The sequence below is a fragment of the Neolewinella aquimaris genome (genome assembly GCF_014197245.1).
In the GTDB taxonomy this organism is placed as follows: Bacteria; Bacteroidota; Bacteroidia; order Chitinophagales; family Saprospiraceae; genus Neolewinella; species Neolewinella aquimaris.
In genome coordinates this window covers 613,796-634,218 of record NZ_JACIFF010000001.1, presented here as the reverse complement: position 1 = coordinate 634,218, position 20,423 = coordinate 613,796, and the positions used below count along the sequence as shown (strand labels likewise).

Genomic DNA, 20,423 nt, shown 5'->3' with positions numbered 1-20,423 from the left:
TTGCAACCATGAATAAACGCGTAGCCAGTGCCCGGGACGCCATCGCCGGCATCGAGAGTGGCATGACCCTCATGCTGGGAGGGTTCGGCCTCTGTGGCATACCGGAAAAGTGCATCAACGCCCTCGCCGATTCCGACATCACCGACCTCACCTGTATTTCCAACAACGCCGGGGTCGACGATTTCGGGCTGGGATTACTACTGCAAAGCCGTCAGATCCGCAAGATGATCGCGAGCTACGTCGGGGAGAACGCCGAGTTCGAGCGGCAGATGCTGAGCGGCGACCTCGAGGTAGACCTGATCCCGCAGGGCAGCCTGGCTGAACGTTGCCGGGCCGGTGGCGCCGGTATTCCCGCTTTCTTCACTCCGGCCGGTTACGGAACGGAGGTCGGCGAAGGCAAGGAAGTGCGGGAGTTCAACGGCAAACCCCACATCCTGGAAACCGCCCTGACCGCCGATTTCGCCATCGTAAAGGCCTGGAAGGGTGATACGGACGGTAACCTTATCTATAAGGGTACGGCTCGCAACTTCAATCCCGTGATGGCTACCGCCGGCAGGATAACCATCGCCGAAGTAGAGGAACTCGTCGAGTCCGGCGAGCTCGACCCCAACCACATTCATACGCCCGGAGTGTTCGTACAGCGCATTTTCCAGGGCGATCAGTACGAAAAACGCATCGAACAGCGCACAACCCGACCCCATGCTAGATAAGACCGGAATCGCCCGCAGAATCTCCCGTGAACTACGCGACGGCTGGTACGTCAATCTCGGTATTGGCATTCCTACCCTGGTGGCCAACTTCGTTCCCGAAGGCGTAGACGTGACCTTTCAATCCGAAAACGGCATTCTCGGAATGGGGCCGTTTCCCTACGAGGGAGAGGAGGATGCCGACCTGATCAACGCCGGAAAACAGACCATCACCGCCCTGCCGGGTGCGGCCATCTTCGACAGTGCCACCAGTTTTGCGATGATTCGCGGACAGCATATTCAACTGACCGTCCTCGGAGCAATGGAGGTGTCGGACACGGGCGACATCGCCAACTGGAAAATACCGGGGAAGCTCGTGAAGGGAATGGGCGGCGCCATGGATCTAGTTGCCTCGGCGGAGAACATCATCGTCGCCATGATGCACACCAACCGGGCCGGCGAATCGAAGCTGTTGCCCGAGTGCTCGCTACCGCTTACCGGTGTCAACTGCGTGAAGAAGATTGTAACCAATATGGCCATGCTGGAAGTCACCTCAGACCGTGGGTTCCGGTTGCTGGAACGCGCACCCGGGGTCACCGTCCGGGAAATACAAGACGCTACTCTGGGCAGATTGATCGTGGAGGGAGACGTTCCGGAAATGCAGCTTGATTAGTGGTACTTGCCGTAATCCCCGCCCGCTACGCCAGTGCCCGCCTACCCGGTAAACCGCTGGTGGATATTGGAGGACAAACCCTCATTCAACGGGTATATGCCGCCGTAGTCAAGTGCGAGTCTTTAGATCAGGTAGTCGTGGCAACGGACGACGAACGCATTTTTCGCCACGTCGAGGACTTTGGTGGAGCGGTCGTCATGACCGCGGCTACTCATCCCTCGGGTACGGACCGGGTAGCGGAAGCGGCAAGGAATTTCCCGGAAGCATCGATTGTGGTGAATGTCCAGGGCGACGAACCGTTCATCCAACCCGAGCAGATCGCGGCGGTAGTCGATCCCTTCCGGGACGAGAAACTATCGATTTGCACCCTGGCCACACCCATGCGGGACGAGCATGCCCTGCTTTCTCCCAATGTGGTGAAGGTGGTACGGGACGAAGCGGGGCGGGCCCTTTACTTCAGCCGACACGCCATTCCGTTTCTACGCGAAGTACCCATCGGCCGGTGGATCGACCAGCAAAAGCACCTCCAGCACATCGGTCTGTACGCCTACCGGGCGGAGGTACTGCAGCAGCTCACGGTACTACCCACGGCCCCACTCGAGCTAGACGAATCGCTGGAACAACTGCGCTGGCTCAGTGCCGGTTACCGCATTTACGTCGGACTCACGGACTTGCCGTCGATCGGAGTAGACACGCCTGCGGACCTGGAAGAAGCTATTCGCCGGGTTACGGATTGATCAATCCCCGATCCGGGTAGGATCCCTGGTACAGCGTCGTGGTTCCCCGCTCGCGGTCACGGAAGTAGTTGCGGATCGTGAAGGCGGAGGAGGTAAAGGCGATTTCCTCCCACGGAATTTCCGCCTGAGTAAAAAGCTTGCATTCAAGGCTTTCGGGGCCGATGCCGAAGACCCCGTCGACCAGTTGTCCTACAAACTGCAGATAGACCTGGTTAATTCGTTCGATGTCGTAGAGCGTAATTAGGTAATCGATCGTCACCTCCGCCGCAGCCTCTTCACGGACTTCCCGCCGGGCCCCTTCGGCCACGGACTCTCCGTTTTCCAGATAGCCGCTCGGAACGTTCCACCGCCCCCGCCCCGGCTCGATGGCACGCCGGCACAGCAGCACCTTATCTTCCCAGACGGGCAGGCAGCCGGTGACAACCTTTGGGTTTTGGTAGTGAATCGTTTGGCAATTGCCGCAACTTATCCGGGGATACGTATCTCCCTCGGGGACGCGTAGTTTAAGGTCGTGAGAACCGCAGTGGGAACAAAAATTCATGGTTTGCAAAAGTAGGGTAAAGGAAAAGGCCCGGTCTGCGGATGCAGACCGGGCCTTTGTCACCGGTTGAGGTAGTAACAACGCTTAGTAACCGTCGTTTTGCTGCAGATTTGGGTTCGCGTTGAGCTGAGGCGCTGGAATGGGGAACAGGTTCCGCGATTCGGGCACGCTGGTTTTGAAGTCCCATTCTCCGGAAGCGAATTTACCGTAACGAATGAGGTCGGTGCGGCGCAGAATCTCGAAAAACAACTCCCGGCCGCGTTCGGCGAGAATATCGTCGAGAGAAACCTGATCCAGGTCATCGAGACCGGCACGGTCCCGCACCATGTTTACCATCATCTCGGCACCTTCCTTGTTCTGGCGGGCCAGGGCCTCGGCCTTGGTCAGCAGTACTTCAGAGTAGCGAACGATGGGGAAGTCATTCGGGAGGGTGTTGGGCGCTCCTGCGGGAATTTCAAATTTGAACACCCGCGCTCCCGCCTGCCGGTAAGCATTTGGCTCGAGTGCGTTGAGTTCAACGGTGTACACCAGGGGCTCGCCACCCGGGTCGTCAGCGGTACCGTCGAGAACGGGGTCTCCGTTGGCCTTCACCTGTGGTCCGGCTAGGAAGTTACCGCGAACGGTATGGTTTCCGTATTCGCCCTTCCGCAGGTCCTCGTCGTCGTAGCTGTTGTAGAACTCCGACAGGCTGCAGTAGCCGTTCCAGGGCTGCTCCTGGAGGTTAAAGGTTTCCTGGCTGTTGTAGTGCAGCGTCATCTGAGCAATGTTGAAGCCCCCAGCAATGGCAGGTGCATCGTAGGGAATCACCCACATGTTTTCGGAGGTAGAGGCAAAGCCCTGGTCGTTGTCGGCAGCAAAGTTTTCGAAGTAGTCGGTCGTCAGGCTGTACACTCCACTGTTGATGATCTCATCGACCATGCTTTCCGCATCGGCAATCCGGCTTGTTCCGGTATATACCTCGGCGTTGAGGTACAGTCGGGATAGCAAAGCGCGGTTTACCCAGTAGTTGATCTTACCGTAGGTAGCCGTTGATTTGTCGCGGGTAAGCCCCGGTCCGGCTCCTACCAGTTCACTTTCGATGTAGTTGAAGATTTCTGAGCGGGTGGCCTGCATTGGACTGAGATCGGTCAGGTCAGAGTCTTCGGTAATAAGGGGAACATTTCCGAAAGCGTCCATCAGCAGCATGTACCAGTAGGCACGTAGGCTGCGGATCTCGGAAAGGAAGGCAACCTTGTCCTCATCCTGAATAGCATCGGCATTCTCGATGGTCTGAATAACGAGGTTTGCCTGTTGTACGCCCTGATACAGGAATACCCAAGCGTTGTTGAACTGAGCGTCGGTTGGATCAAAGGTCAACCGATGGGTCCGCACCCAGATGCCACCGTCGAACCAGTCCGACCCGCGAACCGGGATCACGATCTCATCGGATGAGACCTCCTGGATACTCATGTAACTGTTGTGATTCATCATCGGGAACAAGCGGGTGTAGGCCGACAAGTACAGACCGATGATATCACCCTGCCCGGTGGGGAAGTTGCTGCTCGACAGATCGGAATATAGTTCAGGGTCCAGATCGGTACAAGAATTGAACGGTAGGGCCAGCGCCAGCATCATTGCTGCCACCGCTACGTTCTTTTTAAAATTAATTTTCATCATTGTTTGTTTGTTTTAGAGACTTCCTGGATTAAAATCCTACGTTAGCACCGAAGGTGAAGGAACGTGTGCGGAAGAATGTGCTCCGGCGATCGATACCGGGGCTTAGGGTACTTTCGCCGCCGTCGACGAAGCCGTTTCCGTTTACGTCATCGAAGAAGCGAATGTTAGGATCCACACCAGTATAGTTCGTGATGTAGAACAGGTTCTGACCCGCAACGTATAGGCGCACGTTCCGGAATCCGGACTCACCGGCAATGTTGAAGGTGTACCCGATCTGAGCGTTGTCGAGCGCCAGGAAGCTGGCATCCTCAATGAAGTAGTCGCTGAATTTGGGTGCAGCGGTAATGTTCGGCTGGTACAGGTCGGTGATGACCAGGTTGTCGATGGGCCGGCTAGATAAGTTACCCGCCTGTCCGTAAAAGTTGCGGGACAGGTTGGCCAGATCGTGTCCGAAGTCTCCGCGGAGGAAGAAACTCAGGTCGGCTTGTCCGAAAGTAAAGCTGTTGGCAAAGCCGAGGCTGAAATCGGGCAGTCCGTTTCCAACAAGGACCTTTTCCTCTTCATTAAGGAAAACATAGTTGTTGCTGTTGGAAGCGAGCGTAGCATCAACGTCCAATTGACGGGTGTAGAGGCCGCCGAAGTCGGCACCGAACACCAGGCGGCTGATGGGGTCACCATTTTGACCGGGAGAACCCGGGGTGGTAGACTGAATCTCCTGGTTGTTGTTGAAACTGAAATCGGGCTCCTCGCCGTTGTCTTCCAGGCGGGTGTTGATGGAAGAGAAGGTAAGGCGGGGCTGCCACGATGCCGTTTCGCTGAAGTCGATTGAGTAGCCCAGCGAGAGTTCGATACCATTGTTTACCAGGTCCGCATTGTTGAGGTTGGCCTGAATGGTGGGAATCAGGAAGGGGGGACTAGGTACTTCTGCGGTTACAAGTAGGTTCTTGGTCCGCCGCATGAAGTAGTCGACCGTACCCGTGAGGCGGTAGTCGAGAAATGCGAAATCAAGTCCAACGTTCAGTTCGCCCTTCTTTTCGAATTGGAGATTTTCGTTGGAGTTCGAAATCGGTCCTACGGCTACGTTATACGCACCGCCCTGGGGGTACTGCCCTACACTGTTGAAGCGCTGAAGGTAATCGTAGTTGTTGGGGGGAAGTGATCCGGTGATACCGTAACCTACCCGTACCTTCAGTTCGTCAGGACCGGTCAGCGCAAGCGCGTCGACTACATCGGCGCTGGCCGAAACAGCGGGGAACCAGTCGTACTGATTGTCCAGGCTGTTGCGGCTGGTACCGTCACGGCGAACCGAAGCAGTTAAGTTGTACGCCGTACCGATGCCGAGGCGGGCACGACCGAAAAAGCCGATGACGCGGTACTGTCCACGGCCCGATCCGGTTTGAACCGTTCCGAGGCCGATCGCGGTCAATTGCCCCAGGTTGTTGGCACCGAAAGCGTCGGATACCGTACCAAATCCACCGGAGCTGAAATCCTGGTTGTTGTATTCCTGCCAGCTGTAGCCAGCCAGCAGCTCCAGGCTGTTGGTACCCAGGTCCACGTCGTAGGTCGTGGTGGCCTCGAACAGATCGTTGCGGTTGTCGGAAGAATAACGCTGCGCGAAACCTGCCGTCAGGGGGTTACCCTGTGGGTTAGCCTGTCCGGCAAAGAGGCTGGACTGTGATGCCGTGGAGGTACCAACGCGCTGGGAGTGGTTGCGGGAGTAGGCCACCTTAGCGCTCCAGTTGGGGAGCAGGTCGTAGTTGGCACTGAAGCTGTAGAGTACAGTGGTCGTTTGCTCGTTGCGGCGGGTTAGGCGGGCAATCGCTACGGGGTTAAAGTAATCGAAGTTGTTGATTTCGAAAAAGCCGCCGTAACCGGTGTTGCTCGGTGAGGAGATCGACTCGGGTACATTGAATCCACCCTGATCGGCAAAAACCGGAGCAGTAGGATTGTAAGTAATTGCGTAGCGGTAAGCTGCGGGGTTGAAGATGCTCGCATCTCGGTCCGTAGCCGTCACGTCAAGCGTGAGGGTAAGGCGGTCGTTGAGCGCCTTCTGGTTGAAATTCACGCGGCCGTTGAGCTGGCGGAAACCATCGTTTACCACACCGATACCTTTAATATCACGGTAGTTGGCGGAAGCGCGGAAGGTGGTGTTGCCCGATCCGCCCGAGTAGCTCAGGTTATGGACGTGGCTGATGCCGGTGCGGGTCACCTCATCGATCCAGTCGGTCTCTCCACCGAAATCGTTAGCAGCGCGCACTTCGGCGCCGGTAGACAGGTCCTCGGGATTATCCGAGCGGGACCGGAACAGGTCACCCACTCGCTCCAGTTCGGAGAGGTAGGTTTCGCGATCGGCCACGGGGGGTGCTTTGGCAATGTTCTCGGCGGTAACGTAGCCGCGGTAATCGATCACCGCGTCGCCCGAGCGTCCGCGCTTGGTGGTGATGATAATTACACCGGCCGAAGCCTGAATGCCGTAAATGGCGGCGGCGGAACCGTCCTTCAGTACGTTGATCGATTCGATGTCGGCGGGGTCAACCGTGTTAAGGTCCGCACCTACGACACCGTCGATGATCACGAGGGGCGACTGGTTGCCGCCGAAGGAGGAAAGTCCCCGCAGACGGATGGTGCTACCACCGTTTACGTTACCACCGGGCTTGGAGATGGTCAGACCGGCGACCTTTCCCTGGATCAACTGGGAGGGGTCGTTGATGTTGCCGGCGTTAAAGTCCTCGGAGTCGATGGAGGTAACGGCACTGGTCACCTGCTTCTGGGTGACGGTACCGTAACCTACGACGACGACCTCATCGAGGAGCTCGCCCGAAGTCATTTGCAGATCAAGGGTGGTCTGTCCGGTGAAGGGGACCGTCTGTGTGGCATATCCCGTGTAGGAGATGGTCAGCGACTCGGCTCCTTCGGGAACGTTAAGCGTGAAGGCTCCGTCGAAGTCCGTGACGGTTCCGGTAGAGGTACCGGTGACCAGTATGCTGGCACCGATGAGGGGATCACCACTTTCCGCGTCGGTTATCGTGCCGCTGACCGACGTCTGCGCGAAGGCAGTCGCCGAGCTGAGAAGCGCGAATAACAGAAAGAGACAACCACGATGGATGTGGTCAAAGTTAAGCTTCATAGTAAAGATTCTAAATGTGAATGGTAGAGATGTGCCGCTCTCGCGATCGGCACGGTAGGTCATTGCACCCGGTGGCGGGTGAGTACTTTGGGGAGTGTATACCCGACAGGAAATTCCTGGACAAAGTCGCTGATTGTTTACATGATCGAATAGCAGAGGCGAAAGCTTAAATCAATCGAATCTGTGGATAGTTCGTCGCAAATGTAGGCCGCCCCCGTAGATAATCAGGTACGATAATCGTCCGGGCACTTACACTTTATTAACATCGCTATAACGCTCACAAACTGCAAACGCTGCCTATTGTTTACTTCTTACCTTGGTAGCGGTAGTCACTAACCGAAGACAATTGCTTCTCCCTTTCCCCCGCTGCTCCCGCGTCCCCGCCCTGCCCCTGCTGCTGGTGGTTTGGATGTTGTGTGGTCCGGAAGTGCTGCGCGCGCAGCGACTGGATATGAAGGTGCTGGGCAACTACCGCGTCATTGAAATCCCCTTCGACCTGGAGAACGATTTCATCGTAGTTCCGATCTTGCTCAACAGCGTGGTCCCCCTGCGCTTTTTGGTGGATACCGGAGCCGAGAATACGGTGCTGCTCGATAAATCCATCACTGATCTGCTGAACGTCAGCTACCGACGCACCTTCAAGGTCAGGGGCGCGGACGTCGACACCGAACTGACTGCTTACCTGGCCACGGGAGTCAATCTGCTCTTCGCCGACCGCCTGCTGGCCCGCAACCGCTCGGTCCTGGTGCTGGAGGAGAACTACTTCAACTTCGAGCGAATCACCGGTACCAATATTCATGGCATCATCGGCGGGGATTTCCTGATGCGGTTCGTAGTCGAATTCGACTTCCGGCGGCGGGTGATGTACCTGCACGATCCGGGTGAGTTTCGGATCAAGAAATCGTTCGTGGAAATCCCGAGCGACTTCGTCCGCAACCGCCCCTACCTGAACGTCGACATCGGCGTCCTGCAGGACAGTTCCTCCACGCGCCGCCTCTTGATGGATACGGGCGCGGGACTGAGCCTGTTGATGCACACCTATCCCGACACCGACCGATCTGACCTACCCCTGCAGACCATTCCAACCCACATCGCCAGTGGCCTGGGCGGAACGGTGAGTGGGAGTGTTGGGAGAAGCAAAACCGTGAAACTGGCCAACCGGCAACTGCGCAACGTGATCACCTACTTTCAGGAAGTTGACACCGCGGGGCTGACTTTTCTGAACGAGCGGGAGGGAATCATGGGAACGCGAATTCTCAAGCGGTTCACCGTCATCGTGGACTACGTCAAGAAGAAGGTCTACTTCAAACCCGAGGGCCGCCGGTGGAAGCAAAAATTCACCTACGATCGTTCGGGGCTAAACATTCTGGCCGGGGGCAACAACCTCCACAAGTACAGCGTGAGCAACGTCGTACCGAACAGTCCGGCCGATCGTGCGGGAATAAAGGTCGGCGACCGCATCCGCGCAGTCAACGGCATGTCGGCCAACCTGCTTTCCCTGCAGTCGATCATCCGCAAGCTGGAGGGGAAACCGGGAAGAAAAATCCGGTTGCGGGTGTACCGGACCGGTAGGCTGCTCGATTTTACCTTTGCCCTGGAAGACCTGATCTAAGAACATACGCGCCGCCACCGTACTTAATAAACCGTATATGAAGCAATTAATCGTCCTCCTCCTGCTGTGCTCCCCGGCCCTGCACGCCCAATTAATCGGCGACCGGCAAACCGGCCTGGCCAGTTATTACTCGGATGAGTACAACGGTGCGGAAACGGCTTACGGAGCAATATACAATAAGGATGAGCTGGTCGCCGCACACAAGGCCTATCCCTACAACAGCACCGTCCGCGTACGCAACGAAAACAACGGCAAGAGCGTGGTGGTGCGCATTATCGACAAAGGGCCATTCATCCGCGGTCGCATCGTGGAGTTAAGTGAGCGGGCCGCGCGGGAGCTGGGAATGATCGGAGAGCGAACCGTTCCGGTGACCCTTACCCTGCTCTCCACCCCCGACCAGCATGCGGTAGCCGAGCCCCGGCGCCAGATCGCAACCGACCCAGAACCGCCGACGCCGACGAAAATTGAAGTGGAAGCGCCCCCGGTAATCATCGTGGAACAGCCGGCACCACCACAGGTTATCGAAGTAGCTACTCCCGCAACCCCTACCCCGCCCGCAGAAAAACCCACCCCGCCGGTTACACCTTCTCAGGCTGCGACATCCAAACCCGTGCGGGGCAAAACCTTCGCGCCGGGCCTATACGCCATCAACCTGCGGGAAGCCGACGGCGGACGGTATGGCGTCCAGGTCGGTAGCTTCAAGTCGCTGGAAAGTGCCATGGACAAGGTAGTAGAACTCCAGGGTCGTTACTTTGACGACATCCTTCTGCAAAAAACCGGTCAGCAGGATGCGGGTAGCTATAAGGTTATCCTCGGGCCGTTTCGCGACCAGGCCAGCGCCCAGAATTACGCCGGTGACCTGAAGAAGCGGTACAACATCAGTGGGTTTGCCGTCGACCTGGGTGTCCGGTAAGCCACACATAAAGAACTGACACTCATGAAGATCACTTTCGCTATCCTTTGTTTCGGCATTTTTCTCACGGCGTGCATTCCCAAGGCCCAGTACGAAACCCTGGCCACCGAGCGCGACTACTACCGCAATCAGGCCCTCACCTCCGACAGCCTTTCCGCGGCACTTACCCTGGCTGTCCGCGACAGCACCCGCCGGGAGGCCGACCTCGACAAGGAACAACTGCGCACCATCGAAAACCTGACGGCCACGAACCTGAATTTGGAGAGGACGCTGCGCGAATTGCGCGGCCGCTACGACGACATGCTGCAACAGAACAGCCTGCTGGTCGCCGGAAATGAAAGCGACATTGCGACCCTACAGGAAGACCTTAGCCTGCGCAGCGCGGAGTTAAGCAAACAGGAAGCAAGCCTGAGACAGCGCCGGCTGGAACTGGACGCCCGCGAGCGGCAACTGTCCGGCCTGAGCACCCAGCGCGGCCTTCAGGGCACCAATCCGGTAGATCCGGTCAGCGATGCGGTACTTCTGACGGACCGACTGTACGACGAACTTCAGCAACTCCTTATTGCAACCGTCGACGACGGCTACACACTCGTGCGCAATTCCGGCTCCACTCTGGCACTTACCCTGAGCGACAGCTTGCTGTTCGACCCCAACCAAGAGATCAGTCTGGAGGGGCAGCGGATCCTACGGAAGCTCACCGCCACCCTGCGCAATTACCCACGGGCGGATTACCGGGTGATCGGTCACGCGGAAAGTACGGATGGTCAGGTCCTGCGCGCCTACGAAGAAAGCTTCGCCAGGTCGGCGCGGATAGCGGTGGTGTTCACCAAATTCGGCCTAGACGGTGCACGGATTTTACCCGCGGGATTGGGCATCTACGGTACTGAAAACGTCGCCGAATTGGGCGGCGGACGGCCCGAACGACGAACCCGTCTTCTTATTTCCTTTCCGGCTGACCGACCCTAGCTCGACGGTAGCCTTCCACGAGCTGTACGACACGACCGTAGTTTAACAATCCGTCGTGGATGCCCTGTGCCTTCAGATAGGCCGTGTAGGTGGCGTCCCGGAGCACCGGTGCAATATCCTGGTATAAGTCCCCATTGTCGTAAATGGCCTGCAGGTCGTTGCGAATACCCGGATCGAGCTGTTCCGCGCGCCAGATCAGGTAGTTCTCCGGATCGGCGTACCGCAGCATCCCGGCGATCTGCCGCCAGTAACTGAGTTCGATCGCGTACCGCAGGCGATGGTCGGTCGTCTCCCGGGCGGACAGTTGGGCCCAGAACGAGCAGGTTCCCTCGTCGCCAAATCCGTAGGCATGGGCCAGTTCGTGGGCCAGCACGGCCGGTTTTTGCAGGGGATGCAACCCCGCATCCACGTTTCCTTCCGCCACCCAGGGCCAGTAAACGCCGGCCGTCCCGAATCGCAGCAGTATCCCCCGGGGCAGCAATTCCCACGCCCGGGGACGTCCGGCTGCCGGGTAACCGTGGCGGACCAGTGCGGCTGCCAGCAACGGCCGCACCGAATTTTCCAGATCGTAGGGTAGATCCTGGGCCGTTAGTGCAGTGGTGTCGCCGGTGATTTGCCTGCGGTAAATTGCCAGCGTGGCTGCCGTGGCGTGCACCCGGTCGCGCAATTCGTCCAGATCAGGTTGGTAGGTGGCGAACTGCAGCTGTTCCTCCACCGGCAGGCGTCCGTAGTTGAACCCCCACAGCCACAGAAAAGCTGTGACCATGGTGAGAACTACCGTCAGGGTGAGTCGCGCCGTTTGCCTTACGATATTTTTTCTCGACCGGTGTTTGCTCCGAGTAGACCGGACGAAACGCACGACCTGACGGACCAGCAGGTAAAGTATGCCCGCCCAAAAAAGAAAAAACAGGGGTACGGGGATCCAACCCAGAGCAGCATCCACCACGGTTCTGATGCCAACGAAGAGTCCCCTGCTGTACAGCGTTTCGATCATGTGGGGGGGCACTGCTACGCGCAAGCCTACGCTTACCACGGCAACTACCAGCAGCCAACGTAGGGCGGCGGAGCGCGGGAGCAGGGGTATGTCGGATAGCGTCACTTAGCGGAGCGGGGGCGGGTTACCTTCAACCAATGCGGGGAAGCCGCGTTTGATTGTCGTGCGATTTGCACAAAGAACATAAATAAATGCATTATGGCATTCCAACTCACGGACGGCAACTTTCAGCAAGAGGTACTTGACAAAAAAGGCATTGCCCTGGTCGACTTCTGGGCGGAATGGTGCGGTCCCTGTAAGATGATCGGCCCCGTCGTCGAAGAACTATCAAAGGATTACGACGGCAAAGCGCTCATCGCCAAAGTGGACGTAGACGAAAACGCCGAACTTACCCAGCGCTACGGCGTCCGCAACATTCCGACCATCCTCATCCTCAAGGACGGCGAAGTAGTCGACAAGCACGTCGGCTTCGCCACCAAGGAGGCCCTGGCGCAGAAGATCGAGGCACAACTTGCCACGGCTTAAGCCGCAAACATCAAACTTAACGGCCCCTTCGTCCACGACGAAGGGGCTTTTTTTATGTTTACTTTGGAACCGATCTAAATAGGCGGTACATCCGGCCTGCGGGGGCAACCACGGTAGCCATCTAGCGATTTACTATTAGCTTTGGCCATCAAAGCAAAATATAGTTCCAACGCATGGCGACAAGTACCGCAAAACGTACCGTTTCCCGGGTGGGATGGTTCGGCAAGTTCCTGACCTCCAGCATCGGGCAGAAGATCATTATGTCCCTGACCGGGCTGTTCCTCATCACCTTTCTGGTCGTGCACCTGATCGGAAACCTACAGCTCATCCTGGGCAACGATGATGGTTACGCCTTCAACTCATATGCCTACTTCATGACCAACAACCCGGTCATCAAGACGACGTCCTATCTCCTCTACGCCTTTATCATCCTACACGCCATCCAGGGGCTTCTGCTATGGTCCCAGAACCGTAAGGCACGTGGCGATCAGAAGTACGCTGTCAAGGTCGACCGTACGGCGGGGGGCAGCAAGTCGTCCATCTATATGGGCAGCCTAGGCATGGTCATCCTGGCGTTCATCATCGTGCATATGGTCCAGTTCTGGGGGCAGATGCACTTCAGCGACAGCATCGGTCCCTTTACGGCCGAAGGGTACGAGGGGGCGAAAGACCTGTACGCCCTTGTTGCCGCTACTTACGAAAACATCGGCATGGTGATCTTCTACGTGGTTGCGATGGTCTTCATCGCCTTTCACCTCTGGCACGGTTTCCAGTCTGCCTTTCAGACGCTAGGTCTTAACCACAAGAAGTACACGCCGCTAATCAAAGCGGTGGGCTATGTCTACAGCGTGTTGGTACCCCTCGGGTTTGCGATCATTCCCATCGTGATGTACCTCCGCCACCAGGGTGTCCTTTAACTCCAAGAATCCAAGAGCAATGCCATTTCAATCCAACGTACCCCCCGGCGAGCTTTCCGAGAAGTGGAAGCAGTACCGCTCCTCCATGCCGCTGGTTGCGCCCAACAACAAGCGCCGCCTGGAAGTGATCATCGTCGGTACCGGCCTCGCCGGAGGAGCCGCCGCGGCCACCTTCGGAGAATTAGGGTATAAAGTAAAGGTCTTCACCTTTCACGACAGTCCCCGCCGCGCCCACTCCATCGCCGCCCAGGGTGGCATCAACGCCGCCAAAAACTACCAGAACGACGGAGACAGCATCTACCGGCTATTTTACGACACGATCAAGGGAGGCGATTACCGCAGCCGCGAGGCCAACGTGCACCGGCTGGCCGAAGCGAGCGTGAGCATCATCGACCAGGCCGTTGCCCAGGGCGTCCCCTTTGCGCGGGAGTACGGTGGCCTGCTCTCGAACCGGTCGTTTGGCGGCGTCCAGGTTTCCCGCACCTTCTACGCCCGCGGGCAAACGGGTCAGCAGCTGCTGCTCGGAGCCTATCAGTCGCTGAGCCGGCAGATCAGTCTGGGCAACGTTCAGCTCTTTAACCGCCACGAAATGATCGACCTGGTCATGGAGAATGGTAAGGCGCGCGGCATCATCGCCCGCAACTTACTGACCGGAGAAACGGAGCGTCACGCGGCCCACGCCGTCGTACTCGGTACCGGCGGATACGGCAACGTGTTTTACCTGTCGACCAACGCCATGAATTCCAACGGGTCGGCGGCCTGGCGTGCCGTAAAGCAAGGTGCATACATGGCCAACCCCTGCTTCACCCAGATCCACCCTACCTGCATCCCGGTATCCGGAGAGTACCAATCCAAGCTTACCCTCATGTCGGAGTCGCTCCGCAACGACGGCCGGGTTTGGGTGCCCAAAAGTCAGGAGGACGCGGCGGCCATCCGGGAGGGTCGCAAGACGGGTCTCGACATTGCCGAAGACCAGCGCGATTACTACCTGGAGCGCCGTTATCCCGCCTTCGGCAACCTGGTTCCCCGCGACGTCGCCAGCCGGGCAGCAAAGACCGCCTGCGATGAAGGCCTCGGCGTTAGCCCCACCGGTCTGGCGGTTTACCTCGATTTCGATGCGGCCATCCAACGCTACGGAAAGTCGCGCGCGCACAGCCTGAACGAGTACAGTGCCGATGACCAGCGCATCCGCGAACTGGGTGTGGCCGTGATCGAAGAGAAGTACGGCAACCTCTTCGAGATGTACGAAAAGATCACCGGCGAAGATCCCTACGTGATGCCGATGAAGATTTATCCCGCCGTGCACTACACGATGGGCGGTCTGTGGGTCGATTACAACCTGCAAACCAACGTACCCGGCCTGTTCGCCATCGGCGAAGCCAACTTCAGCGATCACGGGGCCAACCGCCTCGGTGCCTCGGCGCTGATGCAGGGACTGGCCGACGGCTACTTCGTCCTCCCCTACACCATCGGCACCTACCTCTCGCAGGAGATCCGTAACCCGATGGTGGACCCCAACGGTCCGGCCTTCATGGCTGCGGAAGCGAAATCCCAGGATCGCATCGATCGGCTCATGGCCATCAACGGCACCAAATCGGCCGAAGCCTTCCACCGGGAACTCGGCAAGATCATGTGGGAATACTGCGGTATGGCCCGCAACGCCGAAGGACTGCGCAAGGGACGTAAGTTGATCCGGGAACTACGGAAGGAATTCTGGTCGGACGTCTTCGTACCCGGCCGCATCAAGGAGTACAACCCCGAGTTGGAAAAGGCCCTGCGCGTCGCCGATTTCCTCGAACTCGGGGAGCTTATGATGCTCGATGCCCTGGATCGCAACGAGTCCTGCGGTGGTCACTTCCGGGAGGAGTACCAGTCGGAAGAAGGGGAAGCCCTGCGCCGCGACGACGAGTACGCTTACGTGAGCGCGTGGGAGTGGGACGACGACGAACCCATCTTGCACAAGGAAGAACTGATTTTCGAGAACGTGGAGCTGAAGACCAGATCCTACAAATAATTAGCCATGGATAATATGAAACTCAAGCTCAGGATCTGGCGCCAGGGGGGAAAGTTCCCCAAAGGCCAATTCGTGAACTACGATCTGGATGGCGTCAACGACCACATGTCCTTCCTGGAAATGCTCGACGTCCTTAACGAAAAGCTCATCAACAAGAAGGAAGATCCCATCGCCTTCGAGCACGACTGCCGGGAGGGCATCTGCGGCACCTGTTCGCTGGTGATCAACGGATACCCCCACGGTCCGATGCAGCAGACCACCGCCTGCCAGTTGCACATGCGCAACTTTCGCGACGGCGACACCATCACCATCGAACCCTGGCGCTCACGGGCCTTCCCCATCGTGAAGGACCTCGTGGTGAACCGTGATTCGTTCGATCGCATCATCCAGGCCGGCGGCTTTATCAGCGTCGATACCGGTCAGGCGCAGGACGGCAATGCCATTCCCATCGAAAAAGACCAGGCCTCCCACGCCTTCGATGCGGCCACCTGTATCGGTTGCGGTGCCTGCGTAGCGGCCTGCCCGAATGCCTCCGCGATGCTGTTCGTCGGAGCCAAGGTGAGTCACCTGGCGCAGGTTCCCCAGGGTAAAGTAGAAGCAGAAACCCGTGTACAGCGAATGGTCGCCCAGCACGACGCCGAAGGATTCGGCCGTTGTTCCAACATTACGGCCTGCGAAGCCGAATGTCCTAAGGGCATCTCGGTAGAACACATTGCGCGGCTCAATCGCCAGTACATCGGCTCCACGCTGGGAAGCGAGAAGGTCGCAAACTAACTTGGGTCTTCCGATTCGATCAGGAACGCACGCCGGTTTCGGCGTGCGTTTTTTTGTGGTGTACGGCCTCGGTAGTTACGGCAAGTCCAATACCACCGAGGAACATCAGCAGCTGCCAGGGCCAGGATAGCGGTCGCTCTCCAAGGTGAACGTAGGTGACCGGTTCCCGAAGCGTGACACCCGCGTCGTTCAGCGCCGCGGTTAGCTTAGGCAAGCTGGGAGGCCGTTCGACAGTGCCGCTAAGGTCAGCCGTATCGACCGGGGAAACGGTTGCTCCCGACTCTGTCCAGAAGATGAGGTGGGTCTCCAAGGGCGCATCCGTTACCGGCTGAGCAACAAATAGTCGGAGTTTAACCCCGTTGCTGCTGAGGAATCCCTGCGCGACCTCGCTTACACCGGTACCGGTGATCCTGACGTAGTCCGCATCCCCCACCCCCTTCCTGGCCGCCTCGACCGGGATCACCCGTAGGCGGTAGGTGCCAAACTGGCTACTGACCAATCCATTACAACCACCGATCATCAGGATCAGGCCGATAACTACCAGGAGGAGACGCCACATCCGGCAAAATTAAGTAGCTACTGCACCTTGAAGTTGTAGCTGATGCGGCCGCACTGTTCGGCGGGAGCCATCTGATCGGCGACGAAGCGCCACTTTTTGGCGTTGTTGCGGGCGGCGGCTACCAGGGTGGGATCTGCGGTACTACTACCGTTCTGGGTGTAATCGGCCTTGGTGATCTGCCCCTGGGGATTGACGCAAACCTCAATGACGACCGTTCCCGAGACCTGGGAATTTTCTTGTACGGGTGGACTGGCCAGTACGCCGCGTCCGCCGAGACCACCGCTTACCCGACCGCTGCCGGTGGAGATTCCGCTGAGGCGGTCGGCATTGGGGTCGCCATTGTCGACGCCCTGGTTACCCGGTGTACCGGTATTTCCCCTGCCGTTTCCGGTACCGAATGCGCCGCCGAGTTGTCCCTTCAGTGCGGCGGCTTCCGCCTGTCGTTTGCGTTCGGCTTCGGCGGCAGCAGCGGCGCGGGCGGCGGCGGCATCTTCCTGGCGTTTGCGTTCGGCGGCTTCTTCTTGCTGCCGGCGGCGTTCGGCATCGGCTTCCTGTTGCTGCCGGCGGCGTTCGGCATCGGCTTCCTGCTTCTGGCGGCGTTCGTCGGCCTGGCGGGCGGCTTCCTCCCTGGCTTTTTGCTTGCGTAGGGCGATTGCGGCGGGATCTTCCGTTACAATGACCTCGCGCTGCTCGGGCTTAGGTTCCGGCTTAGCGGCGGGCGGAGGTGGCGGCGGGGTCGCGGGTGCAGCGACGGCAGGCGTTGGTTCGGGTTCCGGTTTCGGTTGGCTGGGCGCGGCGGCGTTTTCGTCTCCGTCTCCCATGTCCACAAAACCGAGGTTGACTAGTATCCCGGGTTGGCCAGGGGGTGGGTTCTGGAAAAAGAAGATGGGAATCAGCAGGAGTACGACGATCAGCAAAAAGCCAACGGTTGCCGTGATTTTACCGGCTCGGTCTCCGCGGAGCTCGCTTTCGCTCAAAGTGGTGTTCATGGTCTATGGTTATCTGCTTGCTAAATGCAAAACAGTTTCAAATTACATAATAGTGTCCTACGGACCGGAATTGGGTCGGCTCGGTCAGGATTTTCACTTTCCCGATACCTATCGAAGCGTACCCGCCCCGAAGGTTCTTGCCTCCCACAGCAGCCAGCCGATGAGCACGAATTGCAACAACAGGCGAAAGGTGGCGATGGGTTTCGATCCGATTGCCGGACGTTCGCGCAGCAAATCGATTACGTGGAGGGGTAAAAATAACAACATCAGCGCAACCGCCGCGTACAGTCCGTACCCCCGCGTCGGTCCCCAAAGCATGGCCGCCCCGATTAATATTTCCGCTACACCCCCCGCAGCGTTCGCGAGTGGTTTTGGAAACCAGTTGGGCATGAAAGAGAAGTAAAAATGGGGGTTGACGAAATGATAAATTCCGGCAACGATCAGGACGACCGCGAAGCCGTAGGCGAGTAGCGACATTAAATATGGATTAGTCTTCGATACCAATGCGGTGACCGAGTACGAGTTCGATTTGGACCTCGTCAACCCGCGTGTTCAATTTTTCCGATGCATCGGCACTCGGCAGGTAAGCGCCGGTAAGCGCTGCGTAATTTCTTCTCCCGTTCACCCCGACTGCCAGGCGCCCGCGAATCCGGGGACTGACGCGGAAACGTTCCAATTCCCGTGCGGATGCGATGGGGTCGTAATCGATAAACCGAATCTCGGGTCCGACAACGAGCAGCGGCGTAGCGAAAAACAGCTTGCCGAATACGAAGGTATGGGCGTAGCCCAGGCCGACTCCAACTTTGGTCTGCGAAAAACGGTCGATGGTGGTCGATCCGTTGTTGCGCAGGGGAATGATGAGACTGTCAGCCTTGAGGATCTGCCGGTGGATCGCACCAGCCACCAGCAAGGATCCCGCACTTCGCAACTGCCGGTTCCGCAGTTTAAAGCTGGACCGTAGGCTGAAGGTCTTCGAATTCAAAATCCTGAACCCGAAGAGGAGTGCATTGAAAAAACGAATGTCGTCGCGAAATATCGTCTCCTCTCCTACCGCTTCCCGTTCAAATCCGATCGTCCGGCGAAGGTTAGCGTTCAGGTAAAACTTGTCGCGGTAAAACTGAATGTTGGCCCCTAAAGATTTAGCATTTCCCAGCTCCGAATCCGTGCCCAGGTCGCTGAGGGGAATACTGAAGGTATAGCCGATCCACTTGTAGCGGCCGCCGAGGCGCAGGGCGAGGCCCCGATTACCGAGTTTTAGGGTTTCTTGATTCCCGACGGAGAAGGTCGCGGAATTGTCGCGGTACCGCAGCCCGCCGTTGACCCGTGTGGTGCTGGCAAAGGTCTCGACAAAGGAAGAATCCAGCTGGGCACTTACCGGGATTGCGGACAATAGTAGGCTTACTACAACTATGATCCGCAGCACACCGTACCTACTTTCCATTCTGACCGTGGAGGTAGTCGAGGGCTAGGTTGGTGTAGAGTTGTACGCCGTACTTCAGTCCGCGCTCATCGATCACGAAGTCGGGAGTATGGTGGCCCGGGGCTTCTTTCGGGTCCATTGCCGGGTCCATGCCTCCCAAAAACAGGAAGAGGGAGGGTACCTCTTTAGCGAAAAACGAAAAGTCCTCGGCTCCGGTGATGGGTCGGACTAGGTGAACGTTGTCTTCTCCTACCGTCGACACCACCGTGGGCAGCATGCGGGCGGTCATTTCCGGGTCGTTGTAGGTGACGGGGTAGCCGTCGTTGATGGTCACGATCGCCTCCGCTCCACTACTGGCGGCAATGTTGGTCGCGGTCTGCCGAATGCGATCGAATATTTCCGCTTTCATGTCCTCGTCGAGCGTGCGGATGGTACCGATCATGGTCACCTCTTCCGGGATAATGTTGTTGCGGACACCGCCCTGAATCTTGCCAACACTGATGATGGCCGGCTCCTTGGTGAGCTCAGTCTGTCGGGCAACGATCATCTGCAGGCCGGTAATGATCTGGGCCGCTGCCGTGATCGGATCGACCCCCGCCCAGGGGGCGGAACCGTGGGCCTGCTTGCCCTTCACCACGATGGAAAAGCTGTTGCTGGCCGCCATTGCCCCGCCGGGTTTGTAGTTGACGTGACCGACCGGCGTCTGGGAATTGATGTGAATCCCGAAGGCCGCCTCGACGCCGTAGTCGCTCAGCACGCCCTCCTTGACCATCAGTTCCGCTCCGCCTTCCTCTCCTTCGGGGGCGCCTTCCTCGGCGGGTTGAAACAGGAAGACGACGGTGCCCGGAATGTCTTCCTTTTGATTGACGAGCACTTCGGCTGCTCCCATCAGCATGGCTACGTGGGTGTCGTGTCCGCAGGCGTGCATCACCCCTACTTCTTCTCCGCGGTACTCGCCCGTTGCCTTACTTGCGAAGGGAATATCCGCCCGTTCGGTGACGGGCAGTGCATCGATATCGGCCCGCAGGGCCACCACTCCGCCGGCCTGGCCGCCGCGTAGTACGCCGACCACACCGGTGTGGGCCACGTTGCGGTGAACTTCCAATCCGAGTTGTTCCAGGTGATCGGCGATGTACTTTCCGGTTTCAGTTTCCCGGTTGCTCAGTTCCGGGTACTGGTGCACGTGGCGGCGCCACTCGACCACCTTGTCGTCGAGGTCAGTAGCGGCCCGGGCGGTTGCGGCGTAGTCGGTCTGGGCGATCACGGCCGCGGCAGCAAGGATAAATAGCGGGGTAAGTAAGGAGCGCATTCGGTAGCTTA

At 58.1% G+C, this 20,423-nt stretch carries 19 protein-coding genes; 10 read left to right on the top strand and 9 right to left on the bottom strand.

Annotated elements, in window-relative coordinates; genetic code table 11:
* Nucleotides 1–8 precede the first annotated feature (8 nt).
* Genes GGR28_RS02625 through kdsB form a run of 3 tightly spaced genes read left to right on the top strand, consistent with a single transcriptional unit; the run spans nucleotide 9 to nucleotide 2,096 of the window.
* Entirely contained in the window at nucleotides 9–710 is a 702-nt protein-coding gene (locus tag GGR28_RS02625) for a CoA transferase subunit A (RefSeq protein ID WP_183494159.1), read from the top strand.
* Nucleotides 700–1,359 carry a 3-oxoacid CoA-transferase subunit B gene (locus GGR28_RS02620; RefSeq protein ID WP_183494158.1) on the top strand — a complete coding sequence of 220 codons (660 nt, stop codon included), beginning with the start codon at nucleotides 700–702 and terminating at the stop codon, nucleotides 1,357–1,359. Before GGR28_RS02625 ends, GGR28_RS02620 begins: the two co-directional genes overlap by 11 nt.
* Complete coding sequence (kdsB, locus tag GGR28_RS02615; RefSeq protein ID WP_183494157.1) at nucleotides 1,359–2,096, top strand: 3-deoxy-manno-octulosonate cytidylyltransferase; 738 nt, start codon at nucleotides 1,359–1,361, stop codon at nucleotides 2,094–2,096. The genes GGR28_RS02620 and kdsB overlap by 1 nt, the downstream gene beginning before the upstream one ends.
* Here the strand turns inward: kdsB and GGR28_RS02610 are convergent.
* The 3 genes from GGR28_RS02610 to GGR28_RS02600 all read right to left on the bottom strand — a co-directional run bounded on the left by GGR28_RS02610 (nucleotide 2,086) and on the right by GGR28_RS02600 (nucleotide 7,420).
* Nucleotides 2,086–2,637 carry an NUDIX hydrolase gene (locus tag GGR28_RS02610; protein ID WP_183494156.1) on the bottom strand — a complete coding sequence of 184 codons (552 nt, stop codon included), beginning with the start codon at nucleotides 2,635–2,637 and terminating at the stop codon, nucleotides 2,086–2,088. The two genes, kdsB and GGR28_RS02610, sit on opposite strands and share 11 nt — an antisense overlap.
* An 84-nt stretch (nucleotides 2,638–2,721) precedes the next feature.
* On the bottom strand, nucleotides 2,722–4,293 hold the full coding sequence (locus GGR28_RS02605; RefSeq protein WP_183494155.1) for a RagB/SusD family nutrient uptake outer membrane protein: 1,572 nt from the start codon (nucleotides 4,291–4,293) through the stop codon (nucleotides 2,722–2,724).
* A 28-nt stretch (nucleotides 4,294–4,321) separates the two neighbouring features.
* A complete protein-coding gene (locus GGR28_RS02600; RefSeq protein WP_183494154.1) occupies nucleotides 4,322–7,420 on the bottom strand; it encodes a SusC/RagA family TonB-linked outer membrane protein in 3,099 nt (1,032 codons plus the stop codon).
* 346 nt (nucleotides 7,421–7,766) lie between these two features.
* Here GGR28_RS02600 and GGR28_RS02595 point away from each other — a divergent pair, with 346 nt between their 5' ends.
* Genes GGR28_RS02595 through GGR28_RS02585 form a run of 3 tightly spaced genes read left to right on the top strand, consistent with a single transcriptional unit; the run spans nucleotide 7,767 to nucleotide 10,911 of the window.
* Nucleotides 7,767–9,032, top strand: coding sequence for a PDZ domain-containing protein (locus GGR28_RS02595; protein ID WP_183494153.1), 1,266 nt, complete (start codon nucleotides 7,767–7,769; stop codon nucleotides 9,030–9,032).
* Between the two features lie 37 nt (nucleotides 9,033–9,069).
* Entirely contained in the window at nucleotides 9,070–9,945 is an 876-nt protein-coding gene (locus GGR28_RS02590; RefSeq protein ID WP_183494152.1) for a septal ring lytic transglycosylase RlpA family protein, read from the top strand.
* 24 nt (nucleotides 9,946–9,969) lie between these two features.
* Nucleotides 9,970–10,911, top strand: a complete 942-nt coding sequence (locus GGR28_RS02585; RefSeq protein ID WP_183494151.1) for a hypothetical protein — start codon at nucleotides 9,970–9,972, stop codon at nucleotides 10,909–10,911.
* On the opposite strand, the gene GGR28_RS02580 is transcribed toward GGR28_RS02585, so the two are convergent.
* On the bottom strand, nucleotides 10,883–12,010 hold the full coding sequence (locus GGR28_RS02580) for a DUF3810 family protein (protein WP_183494150.1): 1,128 nt from the start codon (nucleotides 12,008–12,010) through the stop codon (nucleotides 10,883–10,885). The genes GGR28_RS02585 and GGR28_RS02580 overlap by 29 nt on opposite strands.
* A gap of 78 nt (nucleotides 12,011–12,088) precedes the next feature.
* Here GGR28_RS02580 and trxA point away from each other — a divergent pair, with 78 nt between their 5' ends.
* The 4 genes from trxA (at nucleotide 12,089) to GGR28_RS02560 (ending at nucleotide 16,135) form a co-directional block, all read left to right on the top strand.
* A complete protein-coding gene (gene trxA / locus GGR28_RS02575; RefSeq protein WP_319936701.1) occupies nucleotides 12,089–12,430 on the top strand; it encodes a thioredoxin in 342 nt (113 codons plus the stop codon).
* Nucleotides 12,431–12,603: 173 nt separating this feature from the next.
* Entirely contained in the window at nucleotides 12,604–13,347 is a 744-nt protein-coding gene (locus tag GGR28_RS02570; RefSeq protein ID WP_183494148.1) for a succinate dehydrogenase cytochrome b subunit, read from the top strand.
* 19 nt (nucleotides 13,348–13,366) lie between these two features.
* Nucleotides 13,367–15,361: a fumarate reductase/succinate dehydrogenase flavoprotein subunit gene (locus tag GGR28_RS02565; protein ID WP_183494147.1), complete on the top strand. Its 1,995-nt coding sequence runs from the start codon at nucleotides 13,367–13,369 to the stop codon at nucleotides 15,359–15,361.
* Between the two features lie 6 nt (nucleotides 15,362–15,367).
* Nucleotides 15,368–16,135 carry a succinate dehydrogenase/fumarate reductase iron-sulfur subunit gene (locus GGR28_RS02560; RefSeq protein WP_183494146.1) on the top strand — a complete coding sequence of 256 codons (768 nt, stop codon included), beginning with the start codon at nucleotides 15,368–15,370 and terminating at the stop codon, nucleotides 16,133–16,135.
* Between the two features lie 19 nt (nucleotides 16,136–16,154).
* Here the strand turns inward: GGR28_RS02560 and GGR28_RS02555 are convergent, their stop codons facing one another.
* The 5 genes from GGR28_RS02555 to GGR28_RS02535 form a co-directional block, all read right to left on the bottom strand.
* On the bottom strand, nucleotides 16,155–16,694 hold the full coding sequence (locus tag GGR28_RS02555) for a hypothetical protein (RefSeq protein ID WP_183494145.1): 540 nt from the start codon (nucleotides 16,692–16,694) through the stop codon (nucleotides 16,155–16,157).
* 17 nt (nucleotides 16,695–16,711) lie between these two features.
* Nucleotides 16,712–17,683, bottom strand: coding sequence for a hypothetical protein (locus GGR28_RS02550; RefSeq protein WP_183494144.1), 972 nt, complete (start codon nucleotides 17,681–17,683; stop codon nucleotides 16,712–16,714).
* A gap of 108 nt (nucleotides 17,684–17,791) precedes the next feature.
* Complete coding sequence (locus tag GGR28_RS02545) at nucleotides 17,792–18,160, bottom strand: DoxX family protein (RefSeq protein ID WP_183494143.1); 369 nt, start codon at nucleotides 18,158–18,160, stop codon at nucleotides 17,792–17,794.
* A 10-nt stretch (nucleotides 18,161–18,170) separates the two neighbouring features.
* Entirely contained in the window at nucleotides 18,171–19,073 is a 903-nt protein-coding gene (locus GGR28_RS02540; protein ID WP_183494142.1) for a DUF4421 family protein, read from the bottom strand.
* 40 nt (nucleotides 19,074–19,113) lie between these two features.
* Nucleotides 19,114–20,412 (bottom strand): amidohydrolase, encoded by a 1,299-nt coding sequence (locus tag GGR28_RS02535; RefSeq protein ID WP_183494141.1) that lies wholly within the window; start codon nucleotides 20,410–20,412, stop codon nucleotides 19,114–19,116.
* Between the last annotated feature and the right edge of the window lie 11 nt (nucleotides 20,413–20,423).